Source organism: Rhizobium sp. BK376 (genome assembly GCF_004341625.1).
Taxonomy (GTDB): Bacteria; Pseudomonadota; Alphaproteobacteria; order Rhizobiales; family Rhizobiaceae; genus Rhizobium.
In genome coordinates this window covers 522,668-537,303 of sequence record NZ_SLZG01000001.1, presented here as the reverse complement: position 1 = coordinate 537,303, position 14,636 = coordinate 522,668, and the positions used below count along the sequence as shown (strand labels likewise).

Genomic DNA, 14,636 nt, shown 5'->3' with positions numbered 1-14,636 from the left:
TTCCGCCTTTCCGAACGGACCCCCGGGGCAAGCCGCCCCAAGGCCAAGCAGATGAAGGATTGTTGCAAACGATGTCCGACACAAGCCGCCCGTCCAACCTCGCCGCCGTCGACGCCGCCCACCATATTCATCCCTTCACCGATATGAAGAAGCTGAACGCGGAGGGCACGCGCATCATTGAGCGCGGGGAGGGCTCGCACATCTTCGATGCGACGGGCAAGAAATATCTGGACGGCTTTGCCGGCCTCTGGTGCGTCAACATCGGCTATGGCCGAACCGAGATTGCCGAGGCCGTGGCGCGGCAGATGAACGAGCTTCCCTACTACAACACATTCTTCGGAACGACGACCACGCCGGCAGCACTTCTGGCGGAGAAGGTCTGTGCCCATGCCGGCGCGCATTTCAACCATGTCTTCTTCACCAATTCAGGCTCCGAGGCCAACGATACGTGGTTCCGCATGGCGCGCGTCTACTGGGGTGCGGTGGGCAAGCCGACGAAGAAGATCGTGATCGCGAGGCGCAACGCCTATCACGGCTCGACCGTCGCCGGCGCCAGCATGGGCGGCATGAAATACATGCACGAGCAGGGCGACCTGCCGATCTCGGGCGTTGTTCATATCAACCAACCCTATTGGTATGCCGAGGGCGGCGATCTGTCGCCGGAAGAATTCGGCCTGAAGGTCGCAAGGGAGTTGGAGGAGAAGATCGACGAACTCGGCGAAGAGAATGTCGCCGCTTTCGTCGCCGAGCCGATCCAGGGCGCTGGCGGAGTGATCATCCCGCCCGCGACCTACTGGCCGGAAATTGCCCGTATCTGCAAGGCGCGGAACATCCTTCTGGTCGCCGACGAAGTCATTTGTGGTTTCGGGCGGCTCGGCGAATGGTTCGGTTATCAATATTATGGCGTCGAGCCCGATGTCGTCCCCGTCGCCAAAGGCTTGTCGTCAGGCTACCTGCCGATCGGCGGCGTACTGATCAGCGACCGCATCGCCGATGTGTTCATCAACGAGGTCGGTGAATTCAATCACGGCTTCACCTATTCCGGTCATCCCGTTTGTGCGGCCGCGGCCCTCGAGAACCTGCGGATCATCGAGGAGGAGCGGCTGGTCGGGCGCGTCCGCGACGACATCGGCCCTTATTTCGCGAAGGCCTGGGGCAGCCTTGCCGATCATGACATGGTGGGAGAGGCTGTCAGTGTCGGGCTGATGGGCGCGTTGCAGCTTGCGGCCGACAAGAAGACCCGCCGCCGCTTCGCCAAGCCGGATGCGGCCGGCACGGCGGTCCGCAATCACGCGCTGGCAAACGGGCTTGTGTTACGCGCAACCTCCGACCGTATGCTGGCTTCTCCGCCGCTGATCATCACCCATGAAGAGGTGGACACGATGGTCCGTATCGCCCGTCAGGCGCTCGACGCCGTCTGGCAGGAGCGGCGAGCCTAGGCTTTCTGCTTTTGTCCCGGCCGTCCGGCGGTCTTACTTCGGATAGACCCACGAATAGTAAAAGCGGTAAGTATCGCCATCCCGCCCGTGGATATAGGGAACCTGCGCTTGCTTGACTGCCGGAGCGGCATAGTCCGGGCCTAGCGTGTCGTGCAGCCACGCGGTCAGCGTGGCCGGCATGTCATCCGCACCCTTCTTCGGCAGCCAGGCAAGCAGGATGGGCTTGTCGGCCGTCCACTGGTAGCCAATCTTCAGGTTCGAGAAGAACATCGACATGACAGGCACATCGGGAACCTGCAGGCGCAGATTGCCGGCAGGCAACCAGTCGTCGGTCAGGACCAGACCCGGCTTCTTGCCTTCCTCGGTCACCACCTGCTGCATGAAGGCGGCATAGGGCACGTTGTAGGCTTCGTAGGACTTGAAGAGCCCGGGGAAAGTCACCCGCGTCAGCAGAAGTGTCGGGATGATCAGCATCATTGCCAGCGGGATATAGACGAAGCGCTTGGCGAAATCCTCGCCTCTCACGCCCGCGATCTCCATCTTCCGGCAGAGATAGATCGGCAGCAGGAACAGGAAGGGCAAAAGCCAGCGGTCGCGCAGTGCCGTCATCCCGATGCCGAGGATCAGCACCAGCACCAGTAGTCCGATGACCAGCAGCAGCGTTTCGAAGAAACGCGTCCATTCGTCCGTCTGGCGCAGGTTGCCAAAGAGCGTCTTGCCGAAGACCAGCGAATAGAACACGAGCGTCGGCGCGCAGATGACCGCCACCAGTTCGATGAACTCAAGCGGTCCCTGGATGATCTTTATGATGCCGTCTTTCGGCGCATCCTGCTCCATGATCCCGAGCGTGCGGCCCGAGGCGAGACCGAGATTGTGGACGAGCCACAGGCCGTGCGGCAGAAAGATGAGAACTGCTACGACGACCGTCAGCAGGAAACGCTTGTCGAACAGCCGCGCTCTGCCCTGCGGATGCATCCAAACCGCAACAAGGGCTGCCGCTGCCAGCAGCGCGAAATTGTACTTCGACAGCATGCCGAGGCCGAGCGCTGCGCCCATGAAGAGATAGGTCGTCAGCGACGGCGCTTTCAGGGTGCGGATGATACCGTAGAGGAAGAGATTGATCGTCAGCAGCTGCGCGACGGTATGGGTCAGATCGCGCTGTGCCTCCCAGAAAAACTGCGGGATGGTCAAGAGCGACAGCGTCGCGATGACGGCAAAGACCTTGTCTGACAGAACTAGCCGCGCCAGCTTGTAATAGGTCAGGTAGATCAGGAACAGGACGATGTTCTTGACGATCGAGATCGCCGCCAGCGACAGGCCGAACATCGATATGAACAGCGTCTGCAGCCAGTTGTAGAGCGGTGGTTGGGAGTCGTAGCCGAGCGTCAGCCATTGCGAGAAGAAGACCTGCTGCGACTCGTCGTAGCGCATGCTGTGCGGCATCGCCATGCGCGTCAGGAATTCGAGCACGAAGTAGCCGGCGATCAGAAGAATGACGGCATCTGGTCGGCGGACCAGAAGTTTATGCATCCTTATTATCCCGATCGAAGATCTTGCGGACGATGTAGTTTGGCGATGCGTCGTCGCGATAATAGGTGCGCGCGATCATTTCGGCGAGGATGCCGGTCGTGATCATCTGCACGGATCCCAAGAGCAGGACCACGCCGACCAGCAGCAGCGGCCTGTTGCCGATATCGTCGCCGAAGATGAACTTCGAAACGAAAAGCCACAGCAGGATCAGCACTGAAAGCGCACCGAGCCCAAGCCCGAGCGAGCCGAAGAAATGCCCCGGCCGCGCCTTGTAGCGCATGAAGAACATGACCGAGAGCAGGTCGAGGATAACGCGGAAGGTGCGCGAGATGCCGTATTTCGACTTGCCGTGCTGGCGGGCATGGTGCGTGACGACCATCTCGCCGATGCGCGAGCTCGGAACGACGCCTGCGACCCAGGCCGGGATGAAGCGATGCATCTCGCCCATCAGCTTCACCTGCTTGATGATCGAGGCGCGGTAGATTTTCAGGCTGCAGCCGTAATCGTGGAGCTTCACGCCGGTGATGCGGCCGATCAGATAGTTGGCGCACCAGGACGGGATCTTGCGAAGAAACAGGCCGTCCTGCCGGTTCTGACGCCAGCCGACGAGCAGGTCGAGCTCCCGCCGCTCCAGCTCGGCCACCATCGAGGGGATGTCCTTCGGATCGTTCTGCAGGTCGCCATCCATGGTGGCGATCAGCCGGCCGGTCGCGGCATCGATACCGGCCTGCATGGCAGCCGTCTGGCCGAAATTGCGCTGCAGCTCGATGATGCGAAGAACCAGGCCTTCCTGGCCGAGAGCACGGCGAGCGTTGACAAGGGTGGCATCGGTGCTGCCGTCATCGACAAGGATCAGTTCCCAAGGCCTGGAAAAACCGACCATCGCCGAAGTGATGCGCTCGATCAGTGGCCCGACGCTTTCTTCCTCGTTGAAAACCGGCACGACCAGCGAAAGCTCGACCGGGCCCGCTGCATCCGTAACTGCCCGGATAGACTCTGCCGTTGTCTGCAACTCTTCTTTCTCCTAAAAGACCGTCAAACGGTCGGACGGATTGAGCGGTATGTCCGGCTGCCAGCCGTCGCTCGTGTTGGGCCTTAACTACATGAAGACTCCGATGGTTGCCAGCCGACAATCCTGGTTTATTCGCAACCGCATGATGCTGCTGACACTGGTCGTCGTCTTCGCCTATGCCGCATTCATTGAGTGGTTCTGGGGATGGAATTCCATCCTGGCGCAGTGGGCTGAAGTCGGCGTGGTCCCGATACTGGTCGCGCTGCTCCTGCTGACCAGTACCTATTTTCTTCGCACCTGGCGCTTCTATGACTATTTTCCGCGCGAAACGGCTGGCCACTATGGCACATTGTTCCGCGTCACGCAGATACACAATCTGCTGAACATCATGATGCCCTTTCGCACGGGAGAAACCAGCTTCCCCGTCTTGATGCGCTCCGAATTCGGCATCCCGTTGGCCCGGGCCACGTCGGCGCTCCTCGTCATGCGGCTTCTCGATCTTCACGCCTTGCTCGCTGCAGCGGGCGTCGGCCTTGCGATCGCGTCGCCTCATCGCATTCTTGCCTGGGTCGTCTGGCTCTGCTTCCTGCTGGTACCCGTCGCAGCCTTCGCGCTGAGACGACCGCTGATCCGGCTTGCTGCAAAGGTGCTGCCCGCCAAGGCGAAGGCGCTGGTGGACGAAATCGAGCGCGGCCTGCCGGCAGATGCCGCTGCCTTTGCGCGCGCGTGGATGACGACAATCGTGAACTGGCTGGTCAAGGTCGCGGTCCTCGCCTGGGCGCTTGGCCTGATGCAGGTGGCGCCATTTGCCGCAAGCTTCGGCGGCGCGCTCGGCGGTGAACTCTCGTCGGTTCTCCCCGTGCATGCGCCGGGCGGCGTCGGAACCTATCCCGCCGGCATTACCGCCGGCGCCATCGCCTTCGGCGCATCGCGGCAGAAGGAGGCGCTGGATATATTGGCGCAGGCAAGCATCAACACCCATCTCCTGATCGTCGTGTCAGCCCTGACCGGCACGGCGTTGGCGCTTCTCGTGCCCAAGCGGAAAACGCGCTGATCGGGCGCTAGGACGTTCAATCATAAACGCGTAGCCAGATGTGGACTGACCGGCCGATCAGGCTATTCCAAGCTGTCCATCTGCTGATGAAATGGCGTACCTTCAAGCTCGCCGTTAAGAAGCCACAGAAACTCAGCTAGGCTCTCCCGCACTCGCGATGTCGCCGCCTCGTCCCGTCGCAATTGGCGCTCGTAACCGATCTTCAACATCAACTGCACCAAATCGCGCAACTCGGCCTTATCGATGTCCTCAACCTCCGTGAGGTCACCGTGATTGTATCCGTGGTCGTAGCTCTGCTTGATTTTAAGAAGATACGGTCGAGGCCCGGCTTGCTCGATCCACCAACCGATCATATCCAGGACTATGCTGCGTCTCAGCCCCCAGACCTTCTCCGTTTTGCTAAACCCAAAGACGCTCAAAACAAAAGTCTCCCATCAATATACTGGAAAATCGAGATTTGTCAGGCAAGCGTTAGCATTAATATGCCGCCAAGTTCATGGGTTTACACCCTAATCCTCTTTGCTTGCCGCAAGCTCGGCCAGTCGCCGGCGCAGGAAGGCCTGTTCGGAAGCCTGATGGCAAAGGATCAACGCGGTCTCATAGGCCTGCCGCGCCTCCTCGGTTCGGCCCAGCCGGCGCAGAAAGTCAGCCCTTGCGGAGTGCGCAAGATGATATTTCTGGAGATCGCCGCGTTCCAGAATGGCATTCACGTGCCGCAAGCCGCTCGCCGGTCCCTCATGCATCGAAATCGCCACGGCCCGATTGAGCTCGACGATCGGCGAGCGCTGGATCTCGAGCAGGCGCCCGTAGAGATCTGCGATCCGGCTCCAGTCCGTGTCTTCCGGCCGCGCCGCACGGGCATGTTCCGCCGCGATCGCTGCCTGTAGCGTGTAGGGGCCAATCTCCCCGTTACGCAGGACATCGTCTGCCAATTCCAGCCCTTCGCGGATCATCTCCCTGTTCCAGAGCGAGCGGTTCTGATCCGATAGAAGGATGAGCTCGCCCTTCGCATCGGTTCGGGCAAACCGCCGCGAATCCTGCAGCAGCATCAGCGCCAGCAGGCCCGAGATTTCGGAGTGCTGCAGCAGGCCGGCGAGCGTCCGGCCGAGGCGGATCGCCTCCGAGGCCAGATCGGCCCTGATCAGCTCCTCGCCTGACGAGGCGAGATATCCCTCGTTGAAGACGAGATAGATCACGTGCAGCACTGCTCCCAGCCGGTCCGGTAAGGCGGCCTTGTCCGGCACCTCGTAGGGAAGGTTGGCCGTACGGATACGGCTCTTTGCCCGCACGATCCTCTGTGCAATCGTCGGTGCAGGCACGAGGAAGGCGTGCGCGATCTCCTCAGTCGTCAGGCCGCAGATTTCCCGCAGCGCCATTGCCATCTGCGCGTCTCTCGGCAGGAGCGGATGGCAGCAGGTGAAGATCAGCCGCAGCATGTCGTCTTCGATCTCGTTGCCATCGATGCTCTCGATCATCTCGCCCTCCGGATAAAGGCTGTCGACGATATCAGCCTGCGAAGCGTCGAAACGGGCACGTCGCCGTAGCTGGTCGATGGCGCGAAAGCGGCCGGTCGACACCAGCCACGCATAGGGATTGCCGGGCAGGCCATCGACCGGCCACTGCCGCGCCGCCGCGGCAAAGGCGTCATGCAAGGCTTCCTCCGCACGGTCGAAATCGCCGAGCAGGCGGATCAGCGTCGCAAGCACGCGCCGCGACTGGGATCGGTAAACCTCCTCGATCACTGTCTCCAAACGGGATACCTCATTCCGGCAATGTTAGGAGTCGGACAGGCCGCAATTCCACTGCGCCATATCGGGCTGAAGGGATGCTGGCCGCGATCTCGCGTGCCTCGGCATCGTCGGCCGCCTCGATCACATAGAAACCGGCGAGATGCTCCTTGGTCTCGACATAGGGACCGTCGGTCAGGGAAACATGTCCGTCGCGCACGCGCAGAACGGATGCCTTGTCGGGCATTTCAAGCGCGTCGGCATAGATCAATGCGCTGCTTTGCCGGAGTGTGTCGTCGAAGCTGAAATGCGCCTTGATCAGCGCATCGGTTTCCTCAGATGTCAGCGTGCCGTCGGTATCGGCGGAATTATAAATGAGGCAGACATAACGCATGGCTCAACACTCCTCCTTGATCGAATAGGCGGGACGGACTTCTATTCTGCCATATCTGGCGACGGGGAAGGTGGCCGCAATGCGGATTGCCTCTTCCATGTCGCGGGCCTCGATCAGCACGAAACCACCGAGATGTTCCTTGATCTCCGCAAATGGGCCGTCGGTGACAGACATCTTGTCATCCCTGACGCTGACTGTCATCGCCGTGGAAGGTGCGCGAAGCGCCTGCGCTTCCAGGAGATGTCCGCTCGCTCGCAATCTGTCGTCGTTGACGATGGAGTCGGCGGTCAGCCGCTTGCCGTCCTCTTCGGAGATGTTGCTGATCTCGGCGGTATCGAACCAGACCTGGCAGAGAAATTTCATGATCGCCTCCCGGCTTACTTGTCGAAGGAATGGATCGGCCGGACTTCGATACTGCCCATCTTGGCAAGTGGGATGCCGCCGGCAATGCGGATCGCCTCATTGAGGTCCTTGGCATTGATCAGGATGAAGCCGCCGAGCTGCTCCTTGGTTTCGGCATAGGGACCGTCGGTCGCCAAGATCTCGCCATTGCGCATTCTGACTGTTACCGCCGAGCGTGGCGACTGCAGCGCTTCGGCGACGATCATATGCCCGCTCTCCACCAGTCGCTCGTCATAAGCCAACGAGTCCCGGTCCAGCGTCTCCTTCTCCTCCTTCGACATGGCTTCGAGCTTCGCGCTCTCGAACCAGACCTGACAAAGATATTTCATCGGATTCTCCTCCCTGCATCTGCTGACGGACATGGACGAACGGGCATCGGGCAAATCGACAGCCATCATGCCTTCACATTCGATTTTTTTCGATCATCGACTGCTGTCGAAAACGCGACTCCCCATTCGATAAGCTTCCGTCATGTCAAATGAGGAGAGACGCTCATGTACCCCTGGGGTTTCGCGCTGTTGCGCCCGAGACGGTTGACGGAAGAAGAACTCATGCAGTCGGGGGAGATGAAAGGCCTCGGCTGGCGGCTTGCCATAGGCTTCGGGGTCTTTGCCCTTATGGTCGGGTCGCTGAACCTGGCCTATGAAAACAAAAACGACCGGCTGCAGGCAATTGCAGCCGATCGTTTGCAAGGTCCGTCCGACGCGGAATGAGCCGCGGCAGGTCTATTGGAAAGCGGTCTCGAAGAAGCTTCTGAGCTTGCGCGAATGCAGCGCTTCCGTCGGCATGGCCGCCAGCTTCTGGATGGCGCGGATGCCGATCTGCAGATGCTGGTTGACCTGTGTCCGATAGAAGGCCGTCGCCATGCCCGGCAATTTCAGCTCGCCGTGCAGCGGCTTGTCGGAAACGCAAAGCAGCGTGCCGTAGGGAACGCGGAAACGGAAGCCGTTGGCGGCAATCGTTGCCGACTCCATGTCGAGTGCGATGGCGCGCGCCTGGGAGAGCCGCTTCACGGGCCCTGCCTGGTCGCGCAGTTCCCAGTTGCGGTTGTCGATCGTGCCGACGGTGCCGGTACGCATGATCCGCTTGAGCTCGAAGCCCTCATAGCCGGTGATCTCGGCAACGGCCGCCTCGAGCGCCACCTGGACTTCGGCCAGCGCCGGGATCGGCACCCAGACCGGCAGATCGTCGTCGAGCACGTGATCCTCGCGCATATAGGCGTGAGCCAGCACATAGTCGCCAAGGCGCTGGCTGTTGCGCAGGCCGGCGCAATGGCCAAGCATCAGCCAGGCATGCGGGCGGAGCACAGCAACGTGGTCGGTGATCGTCTTGGCGTTGGAAGGGCCGACGCCGATATTGATCATCGTGATCCCGGCATGGCCCTTCTTCTTGAGGTGATAGGCAGGCATCTGCGGCAGCCGCGAAAGCACGGCATCCGTCTCCGGCTGGCTGGAGCCGGCCTTGGTGACGATGTTGCCGGGTTCGACGAACTCGGTGTAGCCGTCGCCGCCATCCGCCATCAGCTTGCGGGCCCAGCTGCAGAACTCGTCGATGTAGAACTGATAGTTCGTGAACAGCACGAAATTCTGGAAGTGCGCGGCACTCGTCGCCGTATAGTGGGCGAGGCGGGCAAGCGAATAGTCGATGCGCTGCGCCGTGAAGGGGGCAAGCGGCGAGGGCTCGCCCGGCGGCGGGATATATTCGCCGTTGGCGATTTCGTCGTCCGTGGTGTTGAGGTCGGGCGTATCGAAGATATCGCGCAGCGGGATATCGACGAAGGCCGAAGCCGAAGCCTCGACATGTGCCCCTTCGCCGAAGGCGAAGTGCAGCGGGATCGGCGTCGCCGATTCCGAAACTACGACCGGCACATTGTGGCTGCGGATCAGCAGCGCAAGCTGTTCTTCCAGGTAATGCCGGAAAAGCTTCGGCCGTGTGATCGTCGTCGTATAGACGCCGGGAGCCGTGACGTGACCATAGGAGAGGCGGGAGTCGACATGGCCGAAGCTTGTCGTCTCGATGCTGACCTGCGGATAGAAGGCGCGGTAGCGCTGCTCGATCGGCGCGCCCTTCGCCAGCTCAGCGAAGCTGTTGATCAGGAAAGCGGTGTTGCGCTCGTAAAGCTCTATGATGACCTCAACGGCCTTTGCGGGGTCGTCGAAGCTTTGCGGATGAAATGCTGGTGGCGAGGAGATGTCGAGTAAAGAAGAGATTCGTTTTGTCATGGCGCATTATAGAGGGTTGTCCTTGACAAGCAAACGACGCGAAGGTGCCCAAAGGAAGATTTCGCCGCTATTTTCGAGCGGATTTGCTCGGATTGGACGGAAATTAGTCTCCTACCCGCCGATTCTTACTGGCCCGCCGGTTTTTACTGGATTGTCGTGCAATATGGGCTTCCCTGCTGCACGCAGGTGAAGCTGGCGCCGAAATGCGACTGTGCCCCGCTGCGGCCGCCATATTGAACGGCAGTCGAAAACGTGAATGCGAAGATCGCACCAAACAGCATGATAATTACCAAACGCCGCGCCATGACGACCATACTCGTGTCCTGCATCTGAACCTGCCCCATCGTTGACGCAGTTTTGACATGGTTGGGCTGAACCGTTGCTGAGAGGCGGGTTCATCGGGCGTTCAGCTTGGTGAATACCGGGAGCGACTGAACATCATACCGGTGCGATGCCCTTGAACGGTGGAAGCGCGAGCTCGAAAAGCCGGGATTTGCGGGGCTTCTGATGGGAAGAAAATAACATCGGCTCGAAAGAGAGCTGATTTTAGGGTGAATAATCCGTTTAAATCCAAGTCTGAATTTTTCGTAAAAGTCTCGCAAAAGTCCTTAATTTGCAAGGGATGTGATGTTTAACAAAAACCCAAGTTTACCAAGCATTTGCACTTTGTTTGCATCGAATTAATCATGCATTTTAGGCGTTTTTTGAAAGCCGTCTGCGATAGTGAAGCCATCAAACGAGCGGGGCAAACCCGCCGCCCGGAAGGACAAAAAGCTGCGATAGACAGCGCGGTCCGGAAGGTAAGACAGGGTAGTAACCAACAGGCTGAAACAGGGATTAAAACCAATGGCACGCTTCGAAATGACGACTTCTGAAATGGCCACCATGGGTGGCGACAATAACGCCGACGTCTTCTGTGAAATGGGTCTGATGTACGCAACCGGCCGCGGTTGCGACATCGATCTCGTCGCCGCGCACAAATGGCTCAACATCGCCGCCATCAAGGGCAGCGATCGTGCGGCCGAGCTGCGCGCCGACGTCGGTGCTACGCTCTCCAAGATGGAACTGGCTGCTGCCCTTCGCGCCGCTCGCGAATGGATGACGATGCACTGAGGCAACTCGGCGCAGTTCAACGAGACTCCAGAAATAACAACCTCAAAAGAGGGGGAAGCGGCCGCAATCCGGACAGGGGCGGCGGCCATATGAAAGAACCGCGACCGGTCGAAACAAGGCCGGCGCGGTCTTTTCGTTTATGCGCTATCGAAGCGTGCCCAGCACTTTCGGCAGGGCTTCGGCAAAGAGATCGAGATCGCGATCCGGCCCCACGCTGACGCGGATGCAGCGGTTGAGCGGCGCCACTCCGGGCATGCGGATGAAGACGCCGTGCTGGATCAGACCATCGACGATGGCTTTCGCATGGACCCCGTCACGGCCGCAATCGATGGTCACGAAATTGGTTGCGGAGGCGAGCGGCGAAAGCCCGTTGTCGCGAGCGATCCTCCCGATGCGCTCGCGCGCCGCATGGATGCGGCCGATGACGTCTTTCAGATAGGCCTTGTCCTTCAGCGCCGCGAGTGCCGCAACGGTCGAGAGCCGGTTCATGCCGAAATGATTGCGGATCTTGTCGAAAGTGAGAACCGTCTCCGGCGTGCCGATGACATAGCCGACGCGAGCGCCTGCAAGGCCATAGGCCTTGGAGAAGGTGCGGGTGCGCAGCACGTTCGGCATATCGATCAGGTCGGAGATCGCGGGCACGGAACTTGCCGGCCCCGTCTCGCAATAGGCTTCGTCGAGCACGAGAAGCGTGGTTTCCGGCAATGCCCGCGCGAAGGTTACGACCTTGTCGGCATCCCACCAGCTTCCCATCGGGTTGTCCGGATTGGCGAAATAGACCAGCGGCGCGTTCTCGCGTTTGACGGCGTCGAGAAGGCCACCGATGTCCTCGCGATCATCGACATAGGGAACGGTGACCAGTCGGCCGCCGAATCCGGCGACGTGGAAATTGAAGGTCGGGTAGCCGCCCAGCGAGTTCACGACAGGCGTGCCCGGCTCGACCACCATTCGGACGATCAGGCCGAGCAGTCCATCGACGCCTTCGCCAACGCAGACATTGGCCGGTTTGACGCCGAGATGGGCGGCCAGTGCCTCCTTCAGCGCAAAGTTTTCCGGATCGTTATATTTCCAGATATCGCCGGCTTCTTCGCGCATTGCCTGCAGCACCGAGGGCGCTGGGCCGAAGCCGTTTTCATTGGCGCCGATGCGGGCCTGGACGGTCAGGCCACGCTGGCGTTCCAGCGCTTCCGGACCGACGAAAGGAACTGTGGAGGGCAGGGCGCTGATCAGCGGCGTGATGCGCGAGAAGGCGGACATTCTGACTGTTTTCCCGGACTGTTTGCAAGACGCACGCACAATAGGCGCTTGCATCGCCGTTGCAACAGTCCGAGTGATCCTGGCGTCAGTGCCTACGAATACCGCGCGCCGCCATTGCCTCCGTATTGCCGATCATGAAATCGGCGCGGACGACGAGGCGGAGCGTCTCTGGAGTTAGCAGATTGATGAAGCGGACCGTGACCCTGTTGTCGCTGCGATGCTTCTCCGCGCAACCGATACGATAGGCAAGGCCGAGAATATTGAGATAGTAATGCTGCGACAGCCCGACAGTCGTGCCGACGACGAATGTGGCGCCGCCTTGGGAGATATCGATGATCTCTGCGCTACGAATGGAAACCCCTGTCAGACAGGGTCGCACCGCGACGAGGCGTGCAGGCCGCTGCACATAGAAGCGCTCCCATTGGTGCTCATAAACTTCGGATTTGACCTTAGCCAGATGCGTTGCGCGAAGCATAGTCATTCCTCGTTGTCGATCGAACTGATTTCGATCCTACACCGGCGAGGCTTGCACGAAGGTTTTGTGCTTTCGTCAACGAGAACGTTAGAATTTTAGAAACTCCGTGATTTGTGAGTGGCCCCGCTCGCGGTCTTTCGCCGTCTGCTCTGCAGGGTTGCCGTGTCGGGGTGCCCCATCAACGCTGGAGCGCAGGCGCAGGTAAAATGCTGCCACATTTCTTCGAACCCTCCGCGCCGTCGGACGTTAGTCCATGGTGAGATGGCACATCGCAAGGATGCGCTGAACAAACATTGCGAGGACAGAACAATGGATAGAATCACGGTTCCGTGGAAGTCGTGGGTGGTGGTTTGCGATGGTGCCAAAGCGTTGATCTTGCAAAACGCCGGCGACGCCGAACTGCTGAACCTGCAGGTGCACGAAACCCTGACGCAACCGAACGAGGCGGACCGGGAGATCGGAACCGACAAGCCGGGCCGGTCGCATGCCGCGGATGGCATGAGCGGCAGTGCCGTCGAAGAGATCAGTTGGCACGATCAGGCAGAAGAGCAGTTTCTGAAGGAGGTTGCAACAAAGCTGAACGAACTGGTGCATGAGAAGGAGGCAAAGCGGATCGTGATCGTAGCGCCACCGAAGGCGCTCGGCGCCTTGCGCGCGAATTTTAGTGCCGACGTACAGGCTGCGATATCAGTGGAGGTCCCGAAAGACCTGACGAATTTCCCCATCGATCAGATCGAGCGGCATCTTGCAGCCTGACATCCCCTGCTAAGCTGAAAAACAAGGCGTGGTCCGCTTGGGCGGGCCGCGCCTTTGCCGTTCAGTGACTGGTCTCGAAGTCCAGCCGCAGGACGTGATGCAGGAATTCCGGATTGAGCAGCATGTTGAAGCTGATGGTCGCCATGGCGCCGTCGCGCTTGACGAGCGTGGAGCCGATTTCGTCCTTGATGCCGAGGATTTCGAGGAAGAAGTGGTTGGGCACTTCGATCCCGGAATTGACCTCTATGACAGCGCCCGAAAGCGAGATCGTGCGAATGAGGCAGCGAATCTGCTGGCTGGTGCTGAGATGATGGCCGATGAGGATAATGCCCCCGGGACGGTCGATGGAGAATTCTTCCAATGCGCGTTCGGGCTGGGGATGCTGCTTGTCGAGGTGCGTCTGAAAGGGCATGTTACCCTCCGCTGTTTTTATGGGATCAGAATAGGACATGATTGTTTAGAAAGCCCGACCTAGATCACTCAAATGCAAGATATTGTTGCACAATTTTTGTGGCCGGTGTCGGAAAAACAGGCAGATGAGACATTCCAAGGTGAGCAAATGGCTCATCCCAAGGTGAGCAAATGGCTCATCCGGCGCTGAATTGACATTGCCGGCTATTTCACGCATATCACCTGTCGGTTCAAGGCACCTGCCGCTCGCGGACGAAGAGTCCATGGTGAAGCCTTGTTGAGACACGTCACAGCCAATCCGGTGCATGCTGACTGTTGGTAATGCGAGCCCCCTGCGAAGTCGAAATGGCATGCCTTGAAAGGCCAGAATCCGTGACGACTCTCTATCCCTCCATCGACGACCTCAAGGCGCAGGCCAAGCGTTTGCGCCAGGCCATGACCGATCGCGGCACGCCCGTATCGCATAGCGCCGCACTTGAACTCGTGGCGCAGCAACATGGCGCGCGCGACTGGAACACGCTGTCGGCGCTCGCCGCCAAGCCCAACACGCCGCCGGCAAGCCGAATTTCGGTCGGCGCAGAGGTCCAGGGCCGCTATCTCGACCAAACCTTTACCGGCAAGGTGCTCGCCTTGCAGGAACTTTCCGGCAGCGGCCAATACAAAATCACCATCCACTTCGACGAGCCCGTGGATGTGGTGACCTTCGAGAGCTTTTCGGCCTTCCGCCAGCGCATCAACGCCCAAATCGACGAGAACGGCATTTCGCCGCGCAAGACGTCGAATGGTGTGCCGCATCTGGTGCTCGACCTCTAATTGCGTCAACCTGTGGTTCTCGTCGACCATC

Annotated in this window: 18 protein-coding genes; 6 read left to right on the top strand and 12 right to left on the bottom strand. The window is 59.8% G+C overall.

Going from position 1 to position 14,636, the window contains the following annotated elements; genetic code table 11:
• Nucleotides 1-71: 71 nt before the first annotated feature.
• On the top strand, nucleotides 72-1,439 hold the full coding sequence (locus EV561_RS02750) for an aspartate aminotransferase family protein (protein WP_132517348.1): 1,368 nt from the start codon (nucleotides 72-74) through the stop codon (nucleotides 1,437-1,439).
• Between the two features lie 33 nt (nucleotides 1,440-1,472).
• Here the strand turns inward: EV561_RS02750 and EV561_RS02745 are convergent, their stop codons facing one another.
• Together EV561_RS02745 and EV561_RS02740 are read right to left on the bottom strand one after the other, a co-directional pair.
• Nucleotides 1,473-2,969 carry a glycosyltransferase family 39 protein gene (locus EV561_RS02745; RefSeq protein ID WP_132517346.1) on the bottom strand — a complete coding sequence of 499 codons (1,497 nt, stop codon included), beginning with the start codon at nucleotides 2,967-2,969 and terminating at the stop codon, nucleotides 1,473-1,475.
• Nucleotides 2,962-3,981 carry a glycosyltransferase family 2 protein gene (locus tag EV561_RS02740; protein WP_132517344.1) on the bottom strand — a complete coding sequence of 340 codons (1,020 nt, stop codon included), beginning with the start codon at nucleotides 3,979-3,981 and terminating at the stop codon, nucleotides 2,962-2,964. The genes EV561_RS02745 and EV561_RS02740 overlap by 8 nt, the downstream gene beginning before the upstream one ends.
• Before the next feature lie 91 nt (nucleotides 3,982-4,072).
• On the opposite strand from EV561_RS02740, the gene EV561_RS02735 reads away from it, so the two are divergent.
• Nucleotides 4,073-5,035, top strand: a complete 963-nt coding sequence (locus tag EV561_RS02735; protein ID WP_132518060.1) for a lysylphosphatidylglycerol synthase domain-containing protein — start codon at nucleotides 4,073-4,075, stop codon at nucleotides 5,033-5,035.
• A 62-nt stretch (nucleotides 5,036-5,097) separates the two neighbouring features.
• Here the strand turns inward: EV561_RS02735 and EV561_RS02730 are convergent, their stop codons facing one another.
• The 5 genes from EV561_RS02730 to EV561_RS02710 form a co-directional block, all read right to left on the bottom strand.
• Nucleotides 5,098-5,454: a hypothetical protein gene (locus tag EV561_RS02730; protein WP_132517342.1), complete on the bottom strand. Its 357-nt coding sequence runs from the start codon at nucleotides 5,452-5,454 to the stop codon at nucleotides 5,098-5,100.
• A gap of 90 nt (nucleotides 5,455-5,544) precedes the next feature.
• The gene (locus EV561_RS02725; protein ID WP_132517340.1) at nucleotides 5,545-6,786 is read right to left on the bottom strand and encodes an RNA polymerase sigma factor; all 1,242 of its coding nucleotides are present in this window, start codon (nucleotides 6,784-6,786) and stop codon (nucleotides 5,545-5,547) included.
• Nucleotides 6,787-6,796: 10 nt separating this feature from the next.
• Nucleotides 6,797-7,156 carry a YciI family protein gene (locus EV561_RS02720; RefSeq protein ID WP_132517338.1) on the bottom strand — a complete coding sequence of 120 codons (360 nt, stop codon included), beginning with the start codon at nucleotides 7,154-7,156 and terminating at the stop codon, nucleotides 6,797-6,799.
• A 3-nt stretch (nucleotides 7,157-7,159) separates the two neighbouring features.
• Complete coding sequence (locus EV561_RS02715; protein WP_132517336.1) at nucleotides 7,160-7,519, bottom strand: YciI family protein; 360 nt, start codon at nucleotides 7,517-7,519, stop codon at nucleotides 7,160-7,162.
• A gap of 14 nt (nucleotides 7,520-7,533) precedes the next feature.
• A complete protein-coding gene (locus EV561_RS02710) occupies nucleotides 7,534-7,887 on the bottom strand; it encodes a YciI family protein (RefSeq protein ID WP_132517334.1) in 354 nt (117 codons plus the stop codon).
• A 165-nt stretch (nucleotides 7,888-8,052) separates the two neighbouring features.
• Between EV561_RS02710 and EV561_RS02705 the strand changes: the two genes are divergently transcribed.
• Nucleotides 8,053-8,271, top strand: a complete 219-nt coding sequence (locus EV561_RS02705) for a hypothetical protein (protein WP_132517332.1) — start codon at nucleotides 8,053-8,055, stop codon at nucleotides 8,269-8,271.
• Between the two features lie 12 nt (nucleotides 8,272-8,283).
• Here the strand turns inward: EV561_RS02705 and amn are convergent, their stop codons facing one another.
• Nucleotides 8,284-9,780: an AMP nucleosidase gene (gene amn / locus EV561_RS02700; RefSeq protein ID WP_132517330.1), complete on the bottom strand. Its 1,497-nt coding sequence runs from the start codon at nucleotides 9,778-9,780 to the stop codon at nucleotides 8,284-8,286.
• Between the two features lie 143 nt (nucleotides 9,781-9,923).
• Entirely contained in the window at nucleotides 9,924-10,109 is a 186-nt protein-coding gene (locus EV561_RS02695; RefSeq protein WP_132517328.1) for a hypothetical protein, read from the bottom strand.
• 517 nt (nucleotides 10,110-10,626) lie between these two features.
• Between EV561_RS02695 and EV561_RS02690 the strand changes: the two genes are divergently transcribed.
• Nucleotides 10,627-10,893 (top strand): sel1 repeat family protein, encoded by a 267-nt coding sequence (locus EV561_RS02690; RefSeq protein WP_132517326.1) that lies wholly within the window; start codon nucleotides 10,627-10,629, stop codon nucleotides 10,891-10,893.
• Between the two features lie 144 nt (nucleotides 10,894-11,037).
• Here the strand turns inward: EV561_RS02690 and EV561_RS02685 are convergent, their stop codons facing one another.
• Both EV561_RS02685 and EV561_RS02680 read right to left on the bottom strand, forming a co-directional pair.
• The gene (locus EV561_RS02685) at nucleotides 11,038-12,150 is read right to left on the bottom strand and encodes a pyridoxal phosphate-dependent aminotransferase (RefSeq protein WP_132517324.1); all 1,113 of its coding nucleotides are present in this window, start codon (nucleotides 12,148-12,150) and stop codon (nucleotides 11,038-11,040) included.
• 85 nt (nucleotides 12,151-12,235) lie between these two features.
• Nucleotides 12,236-12,631: a PilZ domain-containing protein gene (locus EV561_RS02680; protein WP_132517322.1), complete on the bottom strand. Its 396-nt coding sequence runs from the start codon at nucleotides 12,629-12,631 to the stop codon at nucleotides 12,236-12,238.
• A 303-nt stretch (nucleotides 12,632-12,934) separates the two neighbouring features.
• Between EV561_RS02680 and EV561_RS02675 the strand changes: the two genes are divergently transcribed.
• A complete protein-coding gene (locus tag EV561_RS02675; RefSeq protein WP_132517320.1) occupies nucleotides 12,935-13,381 on the top strand; it encodes a host attachment family protein in 447 nt (148 codons plus the stop codon).
• A 61-nt stretch (nucleotides 13,382-13,442) separates the two neighbouring features.
• On the opposite strand, the gene EV561_RS02670 is transcribed toward EV561_RS02675, so the two are convergent.
• On the bottom strand, nucleotides 13,443-13,793 hold the full coding sequence (locus EV561_RS02670) for a hypothetical protein (protein ID WP_132517318.1): 351 nt from the start codon (nucleotides 13,791-13,793) through the stop codon (nucleotides 13,443-13,445).
• A 371-nt stretch (nucleotides 13,794-14,164) separates the two neighbouring features.
• Here EV561_RS02670 and EV561_RS02665 point away from each other — a divergent pair, with 371 nt between their 5' ends.
• A complete protein-coding gene (locus EV561_RS02665) occupies nucleotides 14,165-14,605 on the top strand; it encodes a glyoxalase superfamily protein (RefSeq protein WP_132517316.1) in 441 nt (146 codons plus the stop codon).
• Nucleotides 14,606-14,636: the final 31 nt, after the last annotated feature.

What these genes read in the sequence shown, in the direction of transcription:
- EV561_RS02750 (WP_132517348.1), top strand. Translation starts at nt 72, where the DNA reads ATGTCCGACACAAGCCGCCCGTCCAACCTCGCCGCCGTCGACGCCGCC.
- EV561_RS02745 (WP_132517346.1), bottom strand. Translation starts at nt 2,969, where the DNA reads ATGCATAAACTTCTGGTCCGCCGACCAGATGCCGTCATTCTTCTGATC.
- EV561_RS02735 (WP_132518060.1), top strand. Translation starts at nt 4,073, where the DNA reads ATGAAGACTCCGATGGTTGCCAGCCGACAATCCTGGTTTATTCGCAAC.
- EV561_RS02720 (WP_132517338.1), bottom strand. Translation starts at nt 7,156, where the DNA reads ATGCGTTATGTCTGCCTCATTTATAATTCCGCCGATACCGACGGCACG.
- EV561_RS02715 (WP_132517336.1), bottom strand. Translation starts at nt 7,519, where the DNA reads ATGAAATTTCTCTGCCAGGTCTGGTTCGATACCGCCGAGATCAGCAAC.
- EV561_RS02710 (WP_132517334.1), bottom strand. Translation starts at nt 7,887, where the DNA reads ATGAAATATCTTTGTCAGGTCTGGTTCGAGAGCGCGAAGCTCGAAGCC.
- EV561_RS02705 (WP_132517332.1), top strand. Translation starts at nt 8,053, where the DNA reads ATGTACCCCTGGGGTTTCGCGCTGTTGCGCCCGAGACGGTTGACGGAA.
- amn (WP_132517330.1), bottom strand. Translation starts at nt 9,780, where the DNA reads ATGACAAAACGAATCTCTTCTTTACTCGACATCTCCTCGCCACCAGCA.
- EV561_RS02695 (WP_132517328.1), bottom strand. Translation starts at nt 10,109, where the DNA reads ATGCAGGACACGAGTATGGTCGTCATGGCGCGGCGTTTGGTAATTATC.
- EV561_RS02690 (WP_132517326.1), top strand. Translation starts at nt 10,627, where the DNA reads ATGGCACGCTTCGAAATGACGACTTCTGAAATGGCCACCATGGGTGGC.
- EV561_RS02685 (WP_132517324.1), bottom strand. Translation starts at nt 12,150, where the DNA reads ATGTCCGCCTTCTCGCGCATCACGCCGCTGATCAGCGCCCTGCCCTCC.
- EV561_RS02680 (WP_132517322.1), bottom strand. Translation starts at nt 12,631, where the DNA reads ATGACTATGCTTCGCGCAACGCATCTGGCTAAGGTCAAATCCGAAGTT.
- EV561_RS02675 (WP_132517320.1), top strand. Translation starts at nt 12,935, where the DNA reads ATGGATAGAATCACGGTTCCGTGGAAGTCGTGGGTGGTGGTTTGCGAT.
- EV561_RS02670 (WP_132517318.1), bottom strand. Translation starts at nt 13,793, where the DNA reads ATGCCCTTTCAGACGCACCTCGACAAGCAGCATCCCCAGCCCGAACGC.